The organism is Stutzerimonas stutzeri (genome assembly GCF_002890915.1).
Taxonomy (GTDB): domain Bacteria; phylum Pseudomonadota; class Gammaproteobacteria; order Pseudomonadales; family Pseudomonadaceae; genus Stutzerimonas; species Stutzerimonas stutzeri_AF.
This window is the reverse complement of sequence record NZ_POUT01000004.1, coordinates 47848-67892: the sequence shown is the minus strand read 5'-3', so window position 1 is coordinate 67892 and position 20045 is coordinate 47848. Positions and strand designations below refer to the sequence as shown.

Sequence of the window (20045 nt, the reverse complement as noted above, 5' to 3'; positions counted from 1 at the left end):
CCTACACTCCTCGACCAACATACGGCGTCGGCTATTGGCTCTGCAGGTAGGCGCGCCAGCCGCCGAAGCCGGTGATGTCCTGCGCGCCTTCCAGGCCGTAGGGTTCGCAGATGAAGCCGGTTTCCCAGCGGCCATCTTCGAGCTGCACCTTGCCCAGGCCGAGCGGCGCGGGGATGCCGGTGAGAAAGGAGCCCAGCTCCGCGCTCGGCAGCTCCCAGACTTCCACCTCGATGGCCACTCCGCCTTCGGTGACGCGAACCATGCCCGGGCGCAGCGGCGGGCCGCCGGCCAGGGCGTAGAGCTGGTAGTCCGGCGCGCTGCGGGTGGCTTCGAGCAGGCGTGCGCCGCGCTGCCTGAGCTGCCCGTTCAGCGGCAGGCCGTCCAGGTGCGCGCCGCAGACGACGATACGGGCGCGGTCGTTGCGCGCCGGGTTCCGGGGTGCCGGCGTGTCGAGGGCGTTGCCGCCGATCAGCTTCAGCGCGGTCTGGCGCTGCAGGGCGCCGGCCAGGCTCAGCAGGTACTGGTCGGTGAACACCCGGCCGAACAGCGTCACGCCCCAGGGCAGGCCGTTGTCCATGACGCTGGCCGGCACCGCCACCGCGGCGTAGTCCAGCATGTTCATGAAGTTGGTGTACCAGCCCAGGTCCGAGTTGCGCTTGACCGGCTCGGCATGCAGCTCGGCGAGGGTCACCGGGCGCGGGTAGGCTGGCGTCAGCACGCAATCGACCTCGGCCATGATCCGGTCGCAGATGGCCTTGAGTTGCTGCAGGCGGTACTGGGCGCGGAACAGCTCCACCGCAGTGGCGCCGGGTGCCTTTTCCAGCACGGCCTTGATCACCGGCAGCACGGCATCCGGCTGCCGTTCGATCAGTTCGCCAGCGACGCTGTAGCGCTCGGCGACCCAGGGGCCTTCATAAAGCAGGCGCGCGGCTTCGAGAAAGGGCGAAAAATCGATCTCCACCGGCTCGCCGCCGAGGGCTTTCAGATGCTCGATGGTGGCGGCGAACAGCGCCGGGCTTTCCGCGCAGCCGAGAAATTCCAGGTTTTTCGGCACGCCGAAGCGGAACGATCCGATCCGGCCGAAGGCCGAACCGTCGTTCCATAGCGGATTGACGCGGCTGTACTCGTCGCGCGGATCGAGCCGGGCGGTGAGCGCCAGCAGCTGGCTGGCTTCGGCCGCTGTGGCGGTGAAGAAGGTCACGCAGTCCAGCGTGCGGCAGGCCGGCACCACCCCGGCGGTGGAGATCAGGCCCTTGCTGGCCTTGAGCCCGACCAGATTGTTCAGCGCCGCCGGCACCCGGCCGGAGCCGGCGGTGTCGGTGCCCAGGGCGAAGCTGGCCAGGCCCAGCGCCACCGCCAGCGAGGAGCCGGCGCTGGAACCGCCGGAGGGATAGTCCGGATGCACACTGTTGCGGCATTCGCCATAGGGCGAGCGGGTGCCGTTGAGGCCGGTGGCGAACTGGTCCAGGTTGGTCTTGCCCAGCGGCACCGCGCCCAGGGCGATCAACTGATCGACGATGGTGGCGCTGGTATCCGGTGTGTAGGCGAAGGCCGGGCAGGCGGCGGTGGTGGGGATGCCGGCCAGGTCGATATTGTCCTTGATGGCGAAGGGAATGCCGTAGAGCGGCAGCTCGGCGGGCGACTTGCCGTCCAGCGCGGCGAGGTAGGGCTCAAGTTCCTCGGCGCTCAGCAGGTGGATGAATGCGTTGAATTCGCCGTTCAATGCGGCGGCCTTGTCGCGCAGTTCGACGATCAGCCGGCGCGGGGTGGTTTCACCGGCGGCATAGGCGCCGCGCAGGGTATCGAGGCGCAGGTCGAATGTATCGTTCATGCTCGTTTCCTTCGTAGGGTGGAAAACGGCGCAGCCTTTTCCACCGTGTCGTTTGGGCCGGCCCGGTGGGCCGGTTGGTGGATCGGTGAAGCGTGATCCACCCTACGTTGTTCGGCGTCAGGCTTGCTCGATCACCACCACGCGCTGGCCGGCGCGCACCGGCGAGCCGGGTTGGGCGCGGACTTCCCTGACCACGCCGCCGACCGGTGCGATGAGCGGGATTTCCATCTTCATCGACTCGAGGATCACCAGCACGTCGCCGGCGCTGACCGTCTCGCCTTCGCTCACCGACACCTGCCAGAGGTTGCCGGCGATATGGCTTTCGATGCCATGCTGGCCCTGCCCGAGCGGGGCGTCCTCACCGAGGTCGGCGGCGACCTCCTCGCTGTCGAAGTGCGCCTGGCCGGATTCGATCCAGCGCTGGCGTTCGGCGTCGAAAGCGGCGCGCTGCTGCCCACGGAAGGCGCCGATACCTTCGGCTTCCTCGGCGAGGAATGCCTGGTAGTCGGCCAGGCGCAGCTCGCTGTCCTCGATGCGCAGCTCGAAACGGCCGAGAGGGAAGTCGCGGCGGATGCGCAGCAGCTCGTCGGCGGATACCGGATAGAAGCGGATCTGGTCGAAGAAGCGCAGCAACCAGGGTTTGCCAGCGAACGCCTCCACGGCGCGGTAGCGGTTCCACATCTGCAGGGTGCGGCCGACGAACTGGTAGCCGCCGGGGCCTTCCATGCCGTAGACGCACATGTAGGCACCGCCGATGCCCACCGAGTTCTCCGCGGTCCAGGTGCGCGCCGGGTTGTACTTGGTGGTGACCAGACGGTGACGCGGGTCCAGCGGGGTGGCCACCGGCGCGCCGAGGTAGACGTCGCCCAGGCCCATCACCAGGTAGCTGGCGTCGAACACCGTGCGATGCACCGCGTCGAGGTTCGGCAGGTCGTTGATGCGGCGGATGAACTCCAGGTTGCTCGGGCACCAGGGCGCGTCCTTGCGCACCGTGGTCATGTACTTGTCGATCGCCAGCTGGCAGGCCGGGTCGTCCCAGGACAGCGGCAGGTGGACGATGCGCGACGGCACCTTGAGGTCCTGGGCGTTGCACACCGAGTCCCACTCGCCGATCACCACCGCCAGCAGACTGGCCAAGGGCAGGGTTTCCGGCTGGTAGTGCACCTGCAGCGAGCGGATGCCGGGGGTGAGATCGATAACTCCATCGAGGTTCTTCGCCTCCAGCGCCTGCATCAGCGCATGGCCACGGAAACGCAGGACGAGGTCCAGTTCCGGCTGGCCGATCTCAAGCAGCAAATGGGTGTCGCCGGAGAGGCGGGCGACCAGGCGCTTGTCGAGGCTGCCGATGTCCAGCACCACCGGCGGCTCCAGCGGGATCGGCTGCCAGTCGACGGGCACGACTTGCAGCCCGGCGACTTCCGCCTGGCGGGCTTTGGCCAGCTGGCGGGCGGTGCCGATATTCACCGGCACGAAGCGCACCTTGTCGCCGGCCTTGAGCTGGCCGAGCTGCCACAGGTCGGCCTCGATGATGGTCACCGGGCAGACGAAGCCGCCCAGGCTCGGGCCGTCCGGGCCGAGGATCACCGGCATGTCGCCGGTGAAATCCACCGCGCCGATGGCGTAGGGGTTGTCGTGGATGTTCGACGGATGCAGGCCGGCTTCGCCGCCGCTCTCGCGCACCCATTCGGGTTTCGGGCCGATCAGCCGCACGCCGGTGCGGCTGGAATTGAAGTGCACCTCCCAGGCGGTGGCGAAGAAGGTCTCGATATAGCCCTCGCTGAAGTATTCCGGTGCACCGTGCGGGCCGTAGATCACGCGCAGCTCGCGCACCGTCGGCAGGGCGCTGCACAGTTCGGCCGGCAGACTGGCGCCGGCATCGCGCGCGGTCAGCGGCGCCAGGTGCAGCACGTCGCCGGCGCGCAGGGCGCGACCGCCATGACCGCCGAACTGACCGAGGGTGAAGGTGCTCTTGCTGCCCAGGTAATCCGGCACCTGCAGGCCGCCACGCAGGCAGAGATAGCTGCGTGCGCCAACCCCGGCGATGGTGCCGATGGCCAGGGTGCTGCCGGCCGGGACGAACAGCGCGGTGTGCATCGGCTGCGAGGCGCCATTCAGTTCCAGCGGGATCGCCGCGCCGGTCACCGCCACCACGGCGTCGCAGTTGAAGCGCAGGGTTGGCCCGCTCATGGTGATTTCCAGCGCGGCGGCGCCTTCGGGGTTGCCCAGCAGGCGGTTGCCCAGGCGCAGCGCGCGGCTGTCCATCGGCCCGGACGGCGGTACGCCCACCGCCCAGTAGCCGAGGCGACCGGGGAAGTCCTGCACGCTGGTCTGGGTGCCGGCGGCGAGCACCTCGAAGGTGCTGGCGCGGTAGCGCAGGCCTTCCAGGCAGCGGGTCCAGGGCGAGCCTTCGGCGAAGGGCGCGTGGGCGAGGATCTGCCGCAGGTAGTCGCGGTTGGTCTCCACACCGTAGAGCAGCGAGTCGCCCAGCGCGGCATCCAGCCCGGCGCGCGCCTGCTCGCGGTCCGGCGCCCAGGCGATGAGCTTGGCGATCATCGGGTCGAAGTAGGGCGGGATTTCGCAGCCGGCCTCGACCCAGGTGTCGATGCGCAGGGCCTTGCCGTCAGCTGCCGGGAAGGCCACGGCAGTGAGCAGGCCGGGGCTGGGCTGGAAGTCGCGGCCCGGGTCCTCGGCATAGAGGCGCGCCTGGATGGCATGGCCGTTGGGTTCGAGCGTCCGGGCCAGTTCGGCCAGTGGCGGCAGGTCGCCGGCGGCCAGTTCGATCATCCAGCGCACCAGGTCGATGCCCCAGACCTGCTCGGTGACGCCGTGCTCGACCTGCAGGCGGGTGTTCACCTCGAGGAAGTAGAAGCGCCGGGCCTCGGCGTCATAGACGAACTCCACGGTGCCGGCGCTGCGGTAGCTGACCGCCTTGGCCAGCGTGACCGCCGCGGCGCACAGTGCCTCGGCCATGCCGGCCGGCAGGTTCGGCGCCGGGGTTTCCTCCAGCACCTTCTGGTTGCGCCGCTGCACCGAGCAGTCGCGCACGCCGAGGGCGATGACTTCGCCCTGGCCATCGCCGAACACCTGCACTTCCAGGTGGCGCGCGCGTTCGATGTACTTCTCGATGAACACGCCGGCATCGCTGAAGTTGTTCTGTCCGAGGCGCTTGACCGCCTCGAAGGCCTCGTTCAGTTCAGCCGCCGAACGGCAGACGCGCATGCCGATGCCGCCGCCGCCGGCGGTGCTCTTCAGCATCACCGGATAGCCGACCCGTTCGCCGGCGGCCAGGGCGGCGTCGAGGTTTTCCAGCAGTTCGGTGCCTTCGAGCAGCGGCACGCCATGCTGCCTGGCCAGCGCACGGGCGGTGTGCTTGAGGCCGAACACCCGCAGTTGCTCGGGCGTCGGCCCGACGAAGGCGATGCCGGCGGCTTCGCAGGCTTCGGCGAAGGCGGCGTTCTCGGAAAGGAAGCCGTAGCCGGGGTGGATGGCCTTGGCGCCGCTCTCGCGGGCGGCGTCGAGGATCTTGTTCACCACCAGGTAGGTCTGCGCGGCGGGGCCGTCACCCAGCGAGTACGCCTCGTCGGCCTGCTGGATGTGCAGGCTGGCGATATCGGCTTCGGAGTAGACGGCCACGCCTTTCACGTCCAGGGTACGCAAGGTTCGCAGGATGCGGCAGGCGATGGCGCCGCGGTTGGCGATCAGCAGTTTGTCGAACATGTTCTACGACCCTCAAAGGGCTGGGCGGGCCGTCCCGCCTTTATTCGTTCGAAGCCACGGTCGTCCGTGGTTGGCTCTTAGCTGGAAGCTGGAAGCTGCTCTTTCATTCCCACACCAGCACCTCGGCCGGGGTCGGGTTCCAGCCGTTGCACGGGTTGTTCAGCTGCGGGCAGTTGGAGATCAGCACGATCACGTCCGTCTCCGCGCGCAGCTCGACGTACTTGCCCGGCGCGGAGAGGCCGTCCTCGAAGGTCAGCCCGCCCTCGGGCGTGACCGGTACGTTCATGAAGAAGTTGATGTTGGCGCCGATGTCGCGCTTGCCCAGGCGGCCGTCGTGCAGGCTGGCGCGCAGGAAGTTGTCGCGGCAGCTGTGCATGTAGCGCTTGTCCAGCGCGTAGCGCACGCTGTTGCTCTCCTGGGCGCAGGCGCCGCCGAGGGTGTCGTGGCGGCCGCAGGTGTCGGCGACGATGGTCAACAGCGGCTTGCCGAGGTTGGAATAGAGCACCGTGCCGGTGGTGAGGTAGACCTTGTTCTGCCGGCGCAGGGTGCGCTGCGGGTCGAAGCGCTCGCGCGGGTTGTTCGCGGCGAAGAACAGCGTGTCGATGGCCTGGTTGCCCTCGACGTCCAGCAGGCGCAGGGTCTGGCCGGCCTTGACTTCGAACAAGTAGGGCTCGCCGGCCGGGATCAGGTGGCGGAAGACGGCGGTGTCGGGGTGCAGTTCACTTTCGATCAGGTTCATGGCGCCGTCCTTACAGATAAAGCCGTTCGGTGTTATGGAAGCCGCGGCCGTTCTCCGGGCGCGAGGTGCGGCAGAGCACGCTGATGCCGTCGCTCTCGACCTTGTGCCAGCTGAGCCGTACCGGCTTGGGGGCGTATTCGGGGTTGGGGTCCAGCGGGTGCTGCAGGGCGGTGAGCACCACCAGGGTGTCCATCGGTGCGTACAGCTCGATGTAGTCGCCGGCCTTGCTGTTGCCGGGCTGGAAGATGAAGCTGCCATCGGCATCCACGCCGACCTTGCTGAACAGGTTGAGGGTCATCAGCAGGTCCTGCAGGTCGAGGTTCCACTTGCCCATTTCCACCAGCAGGTTGTCGCTGCCGTTGCGGAAGAAACCGTTGCGCAGTTCCTGGTAGCGGCCTTCGCCGTACTTTTCCCGTACCTCCTCGGCATTCAGCACGCCGCCGAAGCTGTCGTGCCAGCCGCAGGTGTCGGCGGTGATCGCGGCGAGCACGCGGCCCATGTCCGAGTACAGGCAGTGGCCGGCGGTGAGCTTGGCGGTGTGCTGGCACTTGAGGGTGTCCGGCAGGTTCAGCCGTTCGCTCTTCTCCATGGCGTTGAACAGCAACAGGCTGACGTTGGCGCCGCCGTGGATGTCGGCGATGCGCAGCAGCTGGCCGCGCTTGAGCACGAAGGAGGTATGGCCGCCGCCGGGGACGGTTTCCTCGTAGAGGGTCGGGCGCAGGCTGAGGGAAGCGCTCATGTCAGGCTCCTTGGTAGGCAGTTCGAAAAGGGCCGGCGAGGCCGGCCGGCAGGCTGTCGGCCGCGGCGGCCGCGTGGCGGTCGGCATGCAGCGGAATGTCGTAGGTCACCCGCGCGCCATAGGCGCCCGGTGCGTGGGGATCGATGCGCGGCTTGTCGAAGACCAGGATGCGGCTGCCGAGGGTGAAGCCTTCCGAGAGGTCGTGGGTGACCATGAACACCGTCAGCCGGGTTTCCCGCCAGAGTTCCAGCAACAGCGCGTGCATGTCCTTGCGGATGCCCGGGTCGAGCGCGCCGAAGGGTTCGTCGAGCAGCAGCACGCGGGGCTTCATCACCAGCGCCTGGGCGATGGCCAGGCGTTGTTGCATGCCGCCGGACAACTGCGCCGGATACTTGTCCAGTGCATGGCCGAGGCCGACCCTGTGCAGCATCTGCGCCGCCTGTTCGCGGGCGTCGCGCTTGTCGCGGCCGAACAGCCGGCCCAGCAGCGGGGCGCGCGGCAGTTCCAGGCCGAGAGCGACATTGTCCAGTACGGTCAGGTGCGGAAATACCGAGTAGCGCTGGAACACCACGCCACGGCTGGCGTCCGGTTCGTCGGCCAGCGGCTGGCCGTCGAGCAGGATTTCACCACGGCTGGGCGCTTCCTGGCCGAGCAGCAGGCGCAGGAAGGTGGATTTGCCGCAGCCGGAGGCGCCGACCAGGGTGCAGAATTCGCCTTCGGCGATGCTCAGGTTCAGGCGCTCCAGCACCACTTGCTCGCCGTACTGCTGCCAGACGTTCTTCACCTGGATGAACGCGCCGGTTTCGCTCTTCTTGTCGCTCATGCCTTGGCTCCTTCGTACCAGGGGAACAGCAGGCGCGTGAGGCGCCGCAGCAGGTAGTCCATGGCCCAGGCCAGCAGCGTGATCCAGGCGACGTAGGGCAGGATCACGTCCATCGCCATGTAGCGGCGCACGAGGAAGATGCGGTAACCCAGGCCGTCGGTGGAGGCGATGGCCTCGGCGGCGATGAGGAACAGCCAGGCCGAGCCCAGCACCAGGCGCAGGCTGATCAGCAGGCGTGGCATCAACTGCGGCAGGACCAGGCGCAGGATCAGCGTCCAGGTGTTGGCGCCGAGGGTCTGCGCCTTGATCAGCAGTTCGCGGGGGATCTCGCGAGCACGCTGCTCGAGGTCGCGGGCGAGGATCGGGGTGATGCCGATGACGATCAGCATCACCTTGGACAGCTCGCCGAGGCCGAAGACGATGAACAGGATCGGCAGGATCGCCAGCGGCGGCACCATCGAGAGCACGGTGAGCAAGGGCGACAGCGGCGCGCCGAACAGCGGCAGGGTGCCGGCGGCGACCCCCAGGCAGAGGCCGGCGACGGCGGCGATGGCCAGGCCTGTGCCGAGGCGTTTCAGGCTGGAGGCGGTGTCCTGCCAGAACAGGTAGTCGCCGGAACGTTTGTCGGGGGTGAAGGCGAGGCGTTCCACGGCCGCGCTCATCTGGGCGAAGCTGGGCAGCAGCTTGTCGTTGGGGTTGAGTTCCAGGCGCTGCGCCGAGTGGGTCAGGTAGAGCGCCAGCAGCAGGGCGAAGGGCAGGATGGCCAATGCCAGCCAGCCGCTGCGGCTGGGCGAGCGATTGATCAGGCGCATAGGCATGCACCCCGGGCGGGCGTGGCTGGCCCGAGCGAACAGCTGGGAGATCGAGGGGCGGCTAAGGTGCCGGTATGCGGCAGGGAGATGACCGGCAGAGCCGATTCGTACGGGCACATGGCAAACCCTCCAGTGTGTGGGAATAGCGGCAGGAGCTGCGCGGCATGACGCTCTTCTCCCGGGCTTTTGTCCCGCCGTGTAACCTCACCGGAGGTCGCCAACTCTCGGACCAGCCACTCGTCGAGCGAGTCGGAACCCTAGTCGGCTATTTCAGATTGTTCTCATTCCATGAGTTGCAGCTTCCTGCACCCTGGTCATAGCAAGAGCGGTGCCAAGACATGAATGCCGCATTTCCGGGCGTTGCCGGCTTGCCGAGGGATTCTGATTGCACCGTAGTGGTGCGTTGCTCGAAAGAGGTGCGTGCTTTTCTTGCACGGAGGGCGGGGACGCTGGTCCTGCTATGTAGCAGGGGATTGTTACGAAAAGGCCGGATTCGGGCGGTTGGCACACACGCGGTAGGTTGGCGCTGAGCGTAGCGAAGCCCAACAGGGATAGGGCGGGTATGTTGGGCTTCGTCGCTATGCTCCTCAGGCTGCGCGCCCCGACACAACCTACGCGCTACGTATTGCGGTTACAGCTTCAACTGGCGGATGGCCCGGCTCAGTTCCGCCGACAGCGCCGTCAGCTCTGCGCTGGTAGTGGCCGAGTTGACGGTCTGCTCCACGGTCCGCTCGGTGACGTCGCGGATGCCGGTGACCGAGCGGCTGAGTTCCTCGGCGACCTGGCTCTGCTGCTCGGCGGCGACGGCAATCTGGGTATTGCTCTCGCGCATCTGCGCCACCGCGCCGGTGATGGCTTCCAGCGCCAGCGCGGCTTCACCCGCTTCGCGCACGCAGTCGTCGGCCTTGAGCGAGCTTTCCTGCATGAACTCCACGGCATCGCGAGTCATGGCCTGCAGGTTGGTGATCATCTGGGTGATCTCGTCGGTCGAGTCCTGCACCCGCCTGGCCAGGTTGCGCACCTCGTCGGCGACCACGGCGAAGCCGCGGCCCATCTCGCCGGCACGTGCCGCCTCGATGGCGGCATTGAGCGCGAGCAGGTTGGTCTGTTCGGCGATGCTGTGGATGACGTTGACCACGCCGTTGATCTTCTGGCTGTCGGCGGCCAGTTGCTCGATCATCTCGCCGGTCTGCTGTACGCCTTGCGACAGGCTGGAGATGGATTTCTCCACGCGCCCCACCACGCGATGGCCTTCCCCGGCCAGTCGATCGGCGTTCTGCGACTGGTCGCGGGTATCGCCGGCATGCTCGGCGATGTGGTAGACGGTGGCACTCATTTCGTTGATGGCGGTGGCGGCCTGGTCGGTTTCGCCCTGTTGGCCAAGCATGCCCTGGCGTACGTCATTCATGCTCGCGGCCAGGCGGCTGGCGCCTTCGTCGAGGCGCGCGGCAGCCTGGGCGACGGTGCCGACGATACGCTGGTAACCGCTCTGCATGGCGTTGAAGGCACCGGCCATCTGGCCGACCTCGTCGCGGCTGTCCAGCGGCACGCGCGCCTGCAGGTCGCCGCTGCGCTCGACGTGCAGCATGACGTCCTTGAGTGTGTTGAGATGGCTGAGCAGGAAGCGGATCAGCAATTGCGAGGCGGCGAGCAGGCCGAGCATGAGCACGGCGACCGCACCGGCATAGCTGAAGAAGTGCTGGCCGAGGACCTCCCGGGTACCGGGTGCGTGGGCCAGCACGGCGAGCGTCTGGCCGCCGGGGCGGGAGACCGTCTGCACGCCGATCAGCGGCTGGCGGGCGAACAGGCGGTCATGGGGCAGCGGCGTCCAGCCGCTGTCGGCGACGGGCCGGCCATCGACCACGGCCCGCTGGCCGGCCTGGAAGACGAGCAGATCCTGGCTCTGCGGCAACGCTGCCGCCTCCGGCCAGGCGGCCAGCAGGGTGGCGCGGGCCTGGGCGGCGACTCGTGCGTCGTCGCTGCGGGCACCCTGTTCCAGCTGGATGGCGTAGAGCACCAGTAACAGCGTAATGACGAAGGTCACCATGTTGAGGGCCCAGAACTTGTACTTCAGCGAGAGATCGCGAATCCAGACTGCCATGACTGCTCTTCTTCTGTGGTGATTGCCGGAGCGCCGCGGACGCTCCGGTGGACTCAAGGCTTAACGGCCGCTGCGCGCGGAGCTTGAATGGATTTTGTGAATCAATCGAGCATGGGCAGCCCGAAGAAGGCGCGTGCGCAGCGCGTGGTGTGGGCGGCCAGGCACGCTTCGCTCTCGCCGCGATGGCGCGCCACTTCGCGCAGGACCTCCGGCAGGTAGGCCGGTTCGTTGTGGCCGCTCTTGGGCTTCGGTCGCAGGGTGCGCGGCAGCAGGTAGGGCGCGTCGCTTTCCAGCATCAGGCGGCCCTCGGGGATTTCACGTACCAGCGGGTACAGATGGGTGCCGCGGCGTTCGTCGCAGATCCAGCCGGTGATGCCGATGTGCAGGTCCAGATCGAGGTAGGCGTAGAGCGCCCGCTTGTCGCCGGTGAAACAGTGCACCACGGCGGCCTCGAGCCGGTCGCGGAAGGGACGCAGGATCGCCGCCAGCCGCTCGCTGGCATCGCGTTCGTGGAGAAACACCGGCAGGTGCCGTTCCACCGCCAGCTGCAGGTGCTCTTCCAGCACCCGCTCCTGCTGGGGGCGAGGGGAGAAGTCGCGGTTGAAGTCCAGGCCGCATTCGCCGACCGCGCGCACCTGCGGCTCGCCCAGCAGCCCGCGCAGCTGGCTGGCGCTGTCGGTGCTCCACTGGCTGGCATCATGCGGGTGGACGCCGGCGGTGCAGAAGAGCCTCTGGCCGGTTTCGTCCAGTTCCCGGCACAGCTGTAAAGCGGCCTCGCTCTCGCCGAGGCTGGTGCCGGTCAGCAGCAGCTGCGCCACGCCGGCCGCCCGGGCGCGCTCGACCACCGCGCGCGGGTCGGCGGCGAATGTCGGGTGAGTCAGGTTGACGCCGATGTCGACGAGCTGCATGAAGATCTCCTGCATGCTGAATGTTCAATGAAAACAGCGGGATGGAATATATAGCTAAACCACCCATCGAAAGTGAAATTGGCAGAAGCGCCGTGCTGTGAGAGTCTTTGCCACCTTTGCGGCAGGGAGCACCGCATTGGATTCTCTTCGTCTACGGTCCGGTGCGTCTTCCATGTCACGATTGCTACCCCTTCTGTTCTGCCTGCTGGCGCTGTTGCCAGTGACCGCGAGCGCGCGGGTGGCGGGGCCGGAGGCCTGGCAGTCGACGGCCGCGGTACGTGACCTGGCCGAGATCCGCCGCAGCGGCGTGCTGCGGGTGCTGGTCAACCAGAGCCGCAACAGCGCGGGTGAAGTGAAGGGCGAGGCCATCGGCGTCGAGTACGCACGCCTGCGCGCCTTCGAACAGTACCTGAACCGCGACGCCGCGTCCGGGCGCACCATCACCCTGAAGATCATTCCCAAGGCCAAGGACCAGCTGCTCGGCGCCTTGCAGCGCGGCGAGGGCGACCTGGTGGCGCCCGGCGAACTGCTGCCGCTGGCCGGGATGAAAGGCATCAGCCGCAGCCGGCCGGTGGTCAGCGATGTGTCGCTGGTGCTGGTCGGCCGCCAGGGTGGTCCGCGCTACCAGCGCCTGGAACAGCTGTCCGGGCGCAGCCTCGCCTTGCCGCCGGGCAGCGCCGCCGGACCGCTGCTGGCACGGCTCAACAAGCAACTGATGGAACGCAAGCTGGCGCCGATCGTCGCCGAGTGGGTCGATCCGACCCTGGCGGTGGAGGATGTGCTGGAGATGGTCCACGCCGGCATCTACCCGGCTACCGTGGTGGAGCGGACCATCGCCGAGCGTTGGAGCAAGGTCATGCCCAGGCTGCGCATCGAGCCACAGCTGAGCCTTGGCGACAAGGCCAGCATGCACTGGTTCGTGCGCAAGGAGGCGAGCATGCTGCGCGCCAGCGCCGATCGCTTCCTCAAGGGGCATGCGCTGCCGGACAACCAGGACGCGGCTTTCGTGCGGGTCTACCGGCGGCTGTACAAGGTGCAGCAGCCGCTCGATCGCATCGGCCGGCAGCGCCTGGAGAAGGTGCGCCCGACCCTGCAGCGCTATGCCGAACAGATCGAGCTGGACTGGCTGAACCTGGCCGCCCTGGCATTCAAGGAGTCCACGCTCAATCCCGCCGCGCGCGGTGCCGGCGGGGCCACGGGGCTGATGCAGGTCACGCCGGCGACGGCCCGGGCGATGGGCGTGAGCGATATCCAGCGTTTGGACAATAACGTGCAGGCCAGCGCGAAATACCTGGCGAGCATTCGGCGCAGCTTCTTCTCCAGTCCGCGGCTGAACGAGCGCGAACGCATGGCCTTCGTGCTGGCCGCCTACAACCTCGGGCCGCAGCGGGTGCAGAGCATGCGCGCCGAAGCGCGGCGACGCGGCCTCAACCCCGATCAGTGGTTCTTCCAGGTCGAGCGCATCGCCATGGAGACGGTCGGCATGGGCGTGGTGGCCTATGTCAACAGCGTCAACAAGTACTACCTGGCCTACCAGCGCGAGCGCTACCTGCTGGAGGCCGACCGCAAGACCGCCGCCAACTGATCCGCTGCGATCATTGCCCGGGCCGGCTTTGCGCCAGTTGTCCGGCGGCCAGCAGGCGCAGGCGCTCGCTTTCATCGAAATGCTCGGCCTCCAGTTGCGCGATGGCCGCTTGTCGGTCGCTATCGTCCAGCCCGCGGCTGGCTTCTATGCGCTGGCGCTCTCGCCGGTAGGCGGCGACCCGCTGCTGCCAGGCGTGGCGCTGGCGGTCCAGGGCTTCCAGGCGCTCGGCCGCGGCGCTGCCCACCCGTTGCTGGCGCAACTGCCTGAGCTGCTCCGCGCTGCCGCCACGAGCCTGCAGGGCGGCGCTGCGTTCGCGCAGTTCGCTCTGCAGCTGGGGCAGCAGCAGGTCCTGCAACCCTTCGGGCAGGCCGGCGCGCAGCCGATCGATGGCGCGGCCCTTGGCGGCACTGTCCAGGGCGGGATCGAGGCGGATCGCCAGGCGCTCCAGACTGAAGCGGTCGTAGGCCTCGTCCAGGCCGAAGAAAGCCTGATGCACCGGCGGCTCGAAAACCCGCGCACGCAATGCCTGGACCGCCGTCAGGCGCTGGCGCATCGCCGGCAGGTCGGTGCTGCGGGGGACGTGCGCCTCCAGCTCGAGCAACTGCCGCTTGTAGTCCAGGTACTGCTTCAACAGGGCCAGGGCTTGTCCTTCGGCGGGCTCGGGCAACTGCGCGGCGATGTAACGGCGCAGGCGCTCGAGGCTGTGCTTGAGCGGCTCTTCACCGAGAGTGCTGAGAAAGTAATCGAAGACCCGACGAATTTCGCCATCGATGGCCAGGTTGCCGTCGGCATCCAGGCGGAACCGGCCGTCGATCCGGGTGCCCTTGAGCGAGGCTGGCAGGCTGTCGCTTGCCGTGGGCATCCGTTTGTCTTGCGCTCGTGTGCCGGCCGGTGCCGAGAGCCTGGCGGCTTCGGCCGGTGCCGGGGGCGCTGGCGAGGTGGTATCCGCTTCGACGGTGGTTTCGGATCGGCCCAGCATGAAGGCCAGGCCCAGCGCGCTGGCGAGAACCAGCAGAACGGTGAATCTGTTCATGGGCAACGTCCTGAGAGCCGGCCGGGATCGCCAGTCCCGGCCAGGCGTTTAGAGACCGGCGTTCTTCAGCCTGTTGGCATGCTGGCGATAGATGCTGACCGGGTCGGTTTCGAACAGGCTGGTGAGGCCCATGACCTGGTTGACCTCGTCGAGATGGTTCATCCGATAGTTGTCGCGAATGACCATGCCCAGGTGCGAGCTGCAGCGCCCCACCAGGCCATCGTTGGGGCCGTCGAAGGCCAGCGCGCCGGCGCCCATCATCGCGTCGCTGATGTCCAGCGGGTTGGTCAGCGGGCTGGTGCCGCTCCAGGAGTAGTAATGCACGCCGTTGACCTTGTAGGCGCCTTCGCCGCAGGCGGTGGTCGGTATGGCCTGGGGGAACTTCGCATTGAAGCGCGCAGCGCCCTCGCTATTGAGCGATTCCAGCGAGCCCAGGGCGTCCTGCGGGGCGTTGCTCGGGCTGCCGGACAGGAAGTGGATCAGGCTGCCCATGGCATTGACCAGGCCGGCGGCGATGGTTTCGCCGGCGGAGCCTTCCGGGATCTGGCGCAACAGGTCGGCGACGTCAGAGCCCTTGTGCGGCGCGCCGACGCTGGTCACCGAAGCGACGAGGTCGGGGCGCACCCCGGCGACGTAGCGGACGGTCGGCCCGCCATGGCTGTGGCCGATCAGGTTGACCTTGGGCTTGCCGCTGATGGCGACGATTTCCTCGACCTGGGCCAGCAGTTCTTCGCCGCGCAGCTCGGTGGTGTTCAACTGGCTGACTTCGGTGACGTAGACCTGGGCGCCGTCGCGGCGCAGCGCGGTGGGGATGCCGTACCAGTAATCGATGCCGAGCAGGCTGTCGAAGCCGAGCATGCCGTGGGTCAGCACGATGGGGTAGCGGGTTTCGGTGTAGCCGGAGCCGGCCGTCGCAGCCTGTGCCTGACTGCTGAGCGCCAGGGCGCTGCCGAGACAAAGGGCGAGCAAGGTTTTGTTGTTGTTCATGGACGCACTCTTTGGGTAGGTGAATCGGGCATGTGGGGCAGTCCCTTGCCGGGTCACCGCGCGTGGCGCGTACTGCGTCAGCGCAAAGGCAGTATTCGTGCCAGGCCCTGTCGCCAGGAACGTACCGCTTCAAGGTCTGTTGACGCTTCATTTGCGGCCGCGCCTTGCCTGGCGCCATTTGGCGCAGCAACGCGGCTCGCGATGAACGTCAATAGACCCTAGGATGCCCGATTGCCATGAGTGGCTAGCCGTGAACCGGTTCGCTACCGCCGCGCCTGTTACCGAGCGAAACGGCGCTATGGGTGGGAAAGTGATGTTTGTTGGTTTTTTTTGCGCGTAAGCCCGCTTTTTAGTGCATATTTCGGCGAATATCGTGACTGTTTGGTCGGATTAGAACTGCTCGGTCACGGGTAGTCGATGGCGACCACGTACCAGGTTTTCGCGCCTGTGGGCGTGTGCACCTGGACTTCCGCATCCAGCACCTTGCCCACCAGGGCGCGCGCCAGGGGCGAGTCGATGCTGATCAGGCCTTGCTTGAGGTCCAGCTCGTCGGGGCCGACGATGCGGTAGCGGGCCTGTTCGCCGTCTTCGTCTTCCAGGGTGACCCAGGCGCCGAAATACACCTTGTTCGGATCGCTGGGGCGCTCGCTGACCACCTTGAGTTTTTCCAGGCGCTTGCTGAGAAAGCGCACCCGGCTGTCGATCTCGCGCAGCATCTTCTTGCCGTAGGTGTATTCGGCGTTCTCCGAGCGATCGCCCTGCGCCGCAGCTTCGCTTACCGACTGCGTCACCTGCGGGCGCTTGACGTGCCAGAGTTCGTGCAGTTCGGCGCGCAGCCGCGCTTCGCCTTCGGGGGTGATCAGCGGCGTGCCAGCGGGGCGGGGCGGACGGTAGCGGCTCATGGGATTCCGGCTTGGCTGAAAAGCGCCGATTCTACCTGCTCAGCTCTCGCGCAGCACCGCCAGCGGGCTGGCGTTCAGCGCCCGGCGCGTGCCAAGGGTGCCTGCGCTACCGATCAGCAGGGCACCGAGGAAGGGCAACAGCAGCAACCAGGGGTGCGGTTGCCAGTGCAGATCGAAGGCATAGTGGTAGAGCAGGGCGCTGACCAGTTCGCAACCGAGCGCGGCGAGCAGGCCGCTGGCGGCGCCGAGTAGGCCGAATTCGGCACGTCGCGCCTTGAGCAGCAGGAGGCGCTCGGCACCCAGCGCACGGAGCAGCGCGCCCTGGCGGATGCGCTCGTCCAGGGTTGCCTGCAGGCCGGCGAACAGCACGGCGAGCCCCGCTGCCAGCACGAATAGCAGCACATATTCCACTGCCAGGGAAACCTGCGCGAGGATGCTGCGCAGTTGCGCGAGCAGGGCCTCGACCTGCAGCAGGGTGACCGAAGGGAAGGCGCGCGCCAGCTCGACCAGTTCGCGGTCCTTGCCGGGCGGCAGGTGGAAGCTGGTCATGTAGGTGGCGGGCATGTCCTGCAGGGTGCCGGGCTCGAAGATCATGTAGAAGTTCGGCTGGAAACTGTCCCAGTTGACCTCGCGCAGGCTGCCCACCAGCGCTTCGCGGTCGAGGCCGCCGACGCTGAAACGCAGCTGGTCGCCCAGCTTCAGTCCCAGGCTCTCGGCCAGCTCGGCTTCCACCGAGACGCCGGGCAGCTCCGTCTGCCCGCGCGCGTTCCACCACTGCCCGGCGGCCAGCCGATTGTCCTTCGGCAGCTCGGCCGCCCAGGTCAGGCTGAGATCGCGGCGGATGGCCCGTTCGCCCTGGGAGTCCTTGCTGACCAGTTGGCGCACCGGCTCGCCGTTGATCGCCACCAGGCGCCCGGGAACCACCGGGTACAGCGGCGCGGCGCGGTCGGACAGGGCGGCGATGCGCTCGGCGAAGGCATCCTTCTCGGCCGGCAGCACGTTGAGTACGAAATGGTTGGGGGCGTCGTCCGGCAATTGGTCCTGCCAGGTGTCCAGCAGTTCGCCGCGCAACAGTGCGATCAACGCCATGGCCAGCAGGATCAGGCCGAAGGCCAGCGCCTGTCCGGCGGCCGCCAGCGGATGGCGCAGGAGCTGGCCCAGGCCGAGCCGCCAGCTCAGCGCGGCGCCGGCTAGCAGGCGCCGCGCGCCCTTCAGGCCCAGCAACAGCGAACCGCCCAGCAGCAGCGTGGCGAGCAGGCCGCCGCCGAGCAGGGCCAGGGTGATCTTCAGGTCCAGGCTCAGGCGCCACATGATCAGACCGAGGGCCAGGATCGCCGCGCCGTAGACCAGCCAGGCGCTGGGCGGCACGGGCAGCAGGTCGCGGCGCAGAACGCGCAGCGGCGGCACCCGGCCGAGGGCGGCGAGCGGCGGCAAGGCGAAGCCCGCCAGGGCCACCAGGCCGGTGGCGATGCCCGCGACGGCCGGCCAGAGCCCGCCTGGGGGGATTTCCTGGTTCAGCAGGTCGCGCAAGAGAAAGAATAGGCCATGCTGGGCGATCCAGCCGAGCAGCGCGCCGGCCAGGCTGGCCAGCAGGCCGAGCATGGCCAGTTGCAGGGCATACAGCAGCAGGGTGTCGCGGCGGGAGAGTCCGAGGCAACGCAGCAGGGCGCTGGCATCGAAACGGCGGGCGGCGAAGCGGGCGGCCGAGAGGGCGACGGCAACCCCGGCCAGGAGGATCGCTGCCAGACTGGCCAGGTTCAGGTAGCGTTCGGCGCGGCTCAGGGCGCCGCCGATCTGTCGGTTGCTGTCGCTGGCGGTCTCGATGCGCTGGTGCGCCTGCAGGCCGGTTTTCAATTCGCGCTGGTAGGCGGCCAGCGCCTCGCCTTCGCCGCGCCAGAGTTCGCGGTAGCGCACCCGGCTGCCGGGCTGGACGACGCCGGTGGCGGCCAGGTCGTCGAGGTGCATCAGTACCCGCGGCGTGAGGCTGTAGAAGTCGCCGACCCGGTCCGGCTCGTAGGTCAGCACGCGGGTCAGGCGCAGCGCCTTGCTGCCGACCTCGATGCGGTCGCCGATCGCCAGGCCGAGGGCGGCGAACAGCCGGGCCTCGGCCCAGGCTTCGCCCGGGCCGGGGCCGGCGGTGGTTTCTTCGGCCTGGTAGGGCTGGGCTGCGCTGCGCAGCGAGCCGCGCAACGGGTAGCGGCTGTCGGCCGCCTTGACGCTGGCGAGCTGTAGCGCCTCGTCGGTGGCGATCACGCTGGAAAATTCCACCACCTGCGCATGTTCGAGTTCGCGGCGCAGGCCGGCTTCGAGCTGCCCGGGTGCGGCGGGGGCGCTGCCGCTGAGGACCAGATCCGCACCGAGGAATTCGCTGGCGCGCAGTAGCATGGCGCCGTTCAGCCGTGCGCTGAAATAGCCGATGGCGGTACTGGCCGCCACCGCGACCAGCAGGGCGAAGAACAGTACCCGCAACTCGCCGGCGCGGGTATCGCGCAGCAGTTGCCGCAGGGCCAGGAGCGGCAGGCGGGTCATTGGCATACGGCTCGTTCGGCAGGCCTGGTGTCGACCTGCCGGCCGCCTTCCAGGCGCAGCAGGCGATGGCAGCGCTGCGCCAGCCGCTCGTCGTGGGTGACCAGGACCAGGGTGGTGCCACGCTCGCGATTGAGTTCGAACAGCAGTTCGGTGATGTGCGCGCCGGTGTGGCTGTCCAGGTTGCCGGTGGGCTCGTCGGCGAACAGGACGTCGGGCTCCGCGGCGAACGCGCGCGCCAGGGCGACGCGCTGCTGCTCGCCGCCGGACAATTGGCGCGGGTGATGGTGCAGGCGTGCGCCGAGGCCGACCCGCTCCAGCAATTCGCTGGCGCGGGCCTGGGCGTCGCGACGGCCTTCGAGCTCCAGCGGCAACATGACGTTCTCCAGCGCGTTCAGGCTGTCGAGCAACTGGAAGGACTGGAAGACGAAACCGACGTGCTCGGCGCGCACGCGGGCGCGCTGGTCCTCGTCGAGTTGCGTGAGTGCGTGGCCGGCCAGGTGCACTTCGCCCGAACTCGGCAGGTCGAGGCCGGCGAGCAGGCCGAGCAGGGTGGACTTGCCGGAGCCGGAGGTACCGACGATGGCCAGGCTGTCGCCTTTGTCCAGTTCCAGAGAGAGGTCGGCAAGGATGCTCAGCTCGCCTTCCGCGCTGGGGACCACTTTGCTAAGGTGCCGGGCGTTGAGAATGCTGGCGTTCAAGGGAGAGTCCGATGCATAGGTGGCTGAAAGGCGGGGTTCTGGCGCTGCTGCTCTGGGCTCAGGGAGCCCTGGCCGGATCCGTGTTGGTGGTCGGGGATAGTATCAGCGCCGCTTTCGGCCTGGAAACCAGCCAGGGTTGGGTGCATTTGCTGCAGGAACGGCTTGCCGAGAGGGATGGCGCACGCCGCGTGGTGAATGCCTCGATCAGCGGCGACACCACGGCCGGCGGGCTCGCCAGGCTGGCCCCGCTGCTCGATGAACATCGTCCGGATGTGGTGATTCTCGAGTTGGGCGGCAACGACGGCCTGCGCGGCCAGCCCCCCGCGCAATTGAAACAGAATCTTGCCGGCATGATCGACCGGGCCCGCGAAGCCGGCGCCGAGGTTCTGTTGCTGGGGATGCGCATGCCGCCCAATCTGGGGCAACGCTACACCCGTGCTTTCGCCGACGCGTTCGACTCGCTGGCGCAGGAAAAAGCGGTGGCCTACGTGCCTTTTCTGCTCGAAGGCGTGGGTGGAGTCGACGGCATGATGCAGGCCGATGGCATCCACCCGACGGCCGAGGCGCAGGTGCGTTTGCTGGAGACCGTCTGGCCGGTGCTCGAACCCTTGCTTTGAGGCGTGCGCGCAGCTACTGTCGCG

15 protein-coding genes and 1 riboswitch are annotated in these 20045 nt (G+C 68.0%); of the genes, 2 read left to right on the top strand and 13 right to left on the bottom strand.

Annotation, left to right across the window (positions count from 1 at the left end; all coding sequences use genetic code 11):
• Positions 1-31: 31 nt before the first annotated feature.
• From atzF to CXK94_RS09320, 8 genes are all read right to left on the bottom strand, one after another.
• Positions 32-1831, bottom strand: coding sequence for an allophanate hydrolase (gene atzF / locus CXK94_RS09355; protein ID WP_102894117.1), 1800 nt, complete (start codon positions 1829-1831; stop codon positions 32-34).
• A gap of 117 nt (positions 1832-1948) precedes the next feature.
• A complete protein-coding gene (gene uca, locus CXK94_RS09350; protein ID WP_102894116.1) occupies positions 1949-5548 on the bottom strand; it encodes an urea carboxylase in 3600 nt (1199 codons plus the stop codon).
• Between the two features lie 103 nt (positions 5549-5651).
• Positions 5652-6287: an urea amidolyase associated protein UAAP2 gene (locus CXK94_RS09345; RefSeq protein WP_037039330.1), complete on the bottom strand. Its 636-nt coding sequence runs from the start codon at positions 6285-6287 to the stop codon at positions 5652-5654.
• Between the two features lie 10 nt (positions 6288-6297).
• Positions 6298-7026: an urea amidolyase associated protein UAAP1 gene (locus CXK94_RS09340; RefSeq protein ID WP_102894115.1), complete on the bottom strand. Its 729-nt coding sequence runs from the start codon at positions 7024-7026 to the stop codon at positions 6298-6300.
• Between the two features lies 1 nt (position 7027).
• Complete coding sequence (locus CXK94_RS09335) at positions 7028-7849, bottom strand: ABC transporter ATP-binding protein (protein ID WP_102894114.1); 822 nt, start codon at positions 7847-7849, stop codon at positions 7028-7030.
• Positions 7846-8661 (bottom strand): ABC transporter permease, encoded by an 816-nt coding sequence (locus CXK94_RS09330; RefSeq protein WP_102894113.1) that lies wholly within the window; start codon positions 8659-8661, stop codon positions 7846-7848. Before CXK94_RS09330 ends, CXK94_RS09335 begins: the two co-directional genes overlap by 4 nt.
• A gap of 173 nt (positions 8662-8834) precedes the next feature.
• Positions 8835-8933, bottom strand: a riboswitch (guanidine-I (ykkC/yxkD leader).
• 359 nt (positions 8934-9292) lie between these two features.
• The gene (locus tag CXK94_RS09325; RefSeq protein WP_102894112.1) at positions 9293-10762 is read right to left on the bottom strand and encodes a methyl-accepting chemotaxis protein; all 1470 of its coding nucleotides are present in this window, start codon (positions 10760-10762) and stop codon (positions 9293-9295) included.
• A 101-nt stretch (positions 10763-10863) separates the two neighbouring features.
• Positions 10864-11670, bottom strand: coding sequence for a TatD family hydrolase (locus CXK94_RS09320; RefSeq protein WP_102894303.1), 807 nt, complete (start codon positions 11668-11670; stop codon positions 10864-10866).
• 172 nt (positions 11671-11842) lie between these two features.
• Between CXK94_RS09320 and CXK94_RS09315 the strand changes: the two genes are divergently transcribed.
• Entirely contained in the window at positions 11843-13255 is a 1413-nt protein-coding gene (locus CXK94_RS09315; RefSeq protein WP_102894111.1) for a transglycosylase SLT domain-containing protein, read from the top strand.
• Positions 13256-13265: 10 nt separating this feature from the next.
• Here CXK94_RS09315 and CXK94_RS09310 read toward each other — a convergent pair whose 3' ends face one another.
• The 5 genes from CXK94_RS09310 to CXK94_RS09290 all read right to left on the bottom strand — a co-directional run bounded on the left by CXK94_RS09310 (position 13266) and on the right by CXK94_RS09290 (position 19404).
• Entirely contained in the window at positions 13266-14288 is a 1023-nt protein-coding gene (locus tag CXK94_RS09310) for a lipase secretion chaperone (RefSeq protein ID WP_102894110.1), read from the bottom strand.
• Between the two features lie 48 nt (positions 14289-14336).
• A complete protein-coding gene (locus CXK94_RS09305) occupies positions 14337-15275 on the bottom strand; it encodes a triacylglycerol lipase (protein ID WP_102894109.1) in 939 nt (312 codons plus the stop codon).
• A gap of 404 nt (positions 15276-15679) precedes the next feature.
• The gene (gene greB, locus CXK94_RS09300; RefSeq protein ID WP_102894108.1) at positions 15680-16177 is read right to left on the bottom strand and encodes a transcription elongation factor GreB; all 498 of its coding nucleotides are present in this window, start codon (positions 16175-16177) and stop codon (positions 15680-15682) included.
• Between the two features lie 39 nt (positions 16178-16216).
• Positions 16217-18712, bottom strand: a complete 2496-nt coding sequence (locus CXK94_RS09295) for an ABC transporter permease (RefSeq protein WP_102894107.1) — start codon at positions 18710-18712, stop codon at positions 16217-16219.
• Positions 18703-19404: an ABC transporter ATP-binding protein gene (locus CXK94_RS09290; RefSeq protein WP_102894106.1), complete on the bottom strand. Its 702-nt coding sequence runs from the start codon at positions 19402-19404 to the stop codon at positions 18703-18705. Before CXK94_RS09290 ends, CXK94_RS09295 begins: the two co-directional genes overlap by 10 nt.
• Before the next feature lie 11 nt (positions 19405-19415).
• On the opposite strand from CXK94_RS09290, the gene CXK94_RS09285 reads away from it, so the two are divergent.
• Positions 19416-20021 (top strand): arylesterase, encoded by a 606-nt coding sequence (locus CXK94_RS09285; protein ID WP_037037229.1) that lies wholly within the window; start codon positions 19416-19418, stop codon positions 20019-20021.
• The last annotated feature ends 24 nt before the right edge of the window (positions 20022-20045 follow it).

Coding starts and splice junctions, on each gene's coding strand:
- atzF (WP_102894117.1), bottom strand. CDS start 1,831: ATGAACGATACATTCGACCTGCGCCTCGATACCCTGCGCGGCGCCTAT.
- uca (WP_102894116.1), bottom strand. CDS start 5,548: ATGTTCGACAAACTGCTGATCGCCAACCGCGGCGCCATCGCCTGCCGC.
- CXK94_RS09345 (WP_037039330.1), bottom strand. CDS start 6,287: ATGAACCTGATCGAAAGTGAACTGCACCCCGACACCGCCGTCTTCCGC.
- CXK94_RS09340 (WP_102894115.1), bottom strand. CDS start 7,026: ATGAGCGCTTCCCTCAGCCTGCGCCCGACCCTCTACGAGGAAACCGTC.
- CXK94_RS09335 (WP_102894114.1), bottom strand. CDS start 7,849: ATGAGCGACAAGAAGAGCGAAACCGGCGCGTTCATCCAGGTGAAGAAC.
- CXK94_RS09330 (WP_102894113.1), bottom strand. CDS start 8,661: ATGCGCCTGATCAATCGCTCGCCCAGCCGCAGCGGCTGGCTGGCATTG.
- CXK94_RS09325 (WP_102894112.1), bottom strand. CDS start 10,762: ATGGCAGTCTGGATTCGCGATCTCTCGCTGAAGTACAAGTTCTGGGCC.
- CXK94_RS09320 (WP_102894303.1), bottom strand. CDS start 11,670: ATGCAGCTCGTCGACATCGGCGTCAACCTGACTCACCCGACATTCGCC.
- CXK94_RS09315 (WP_102894111.1), top strand. CDS start 11,843: ATGTCACGATTGCTACCCCTTCTGTTCTGCCTGCTGGCGCTGTTGCCA.
- CXK94_RS09310 (WP_102894110.1), bottom strand. CDS start 14,288: ATGAACAGATTCACCGTTCTGCTGGTTCTCGCCAGCGCGCTGGGCCTG.
- CXK94_RS09305 (WP_102894109.1), bottom strand. CDS start 15,275: ATGAACAACAACAAAACCTTGCTCGCCCTTTGTCTCGGCAGCGCCCTG.
- greB (WP_102894108.1), bottom strand. CDS start 16,177: ATGAGCCGCTACCGTCCGCCCCGCCCCGCTGGCACGCCGCTGATCACC.
- CXK94_RS09295 (WP_102894107.1), bottom strand. CDS start 18,712: ATGCCAATGACCCGCCTGCCGCTCCTGGCCCTGCGGCAACTGCTGCGC.
- CXK94_RS09285 (WP_037037229.1), top strand. CDS start 19,416: ATGCATAGGTGGCTGAAAGGCGGGGTTCTGGCGCTGCTGCTCTGGGCT.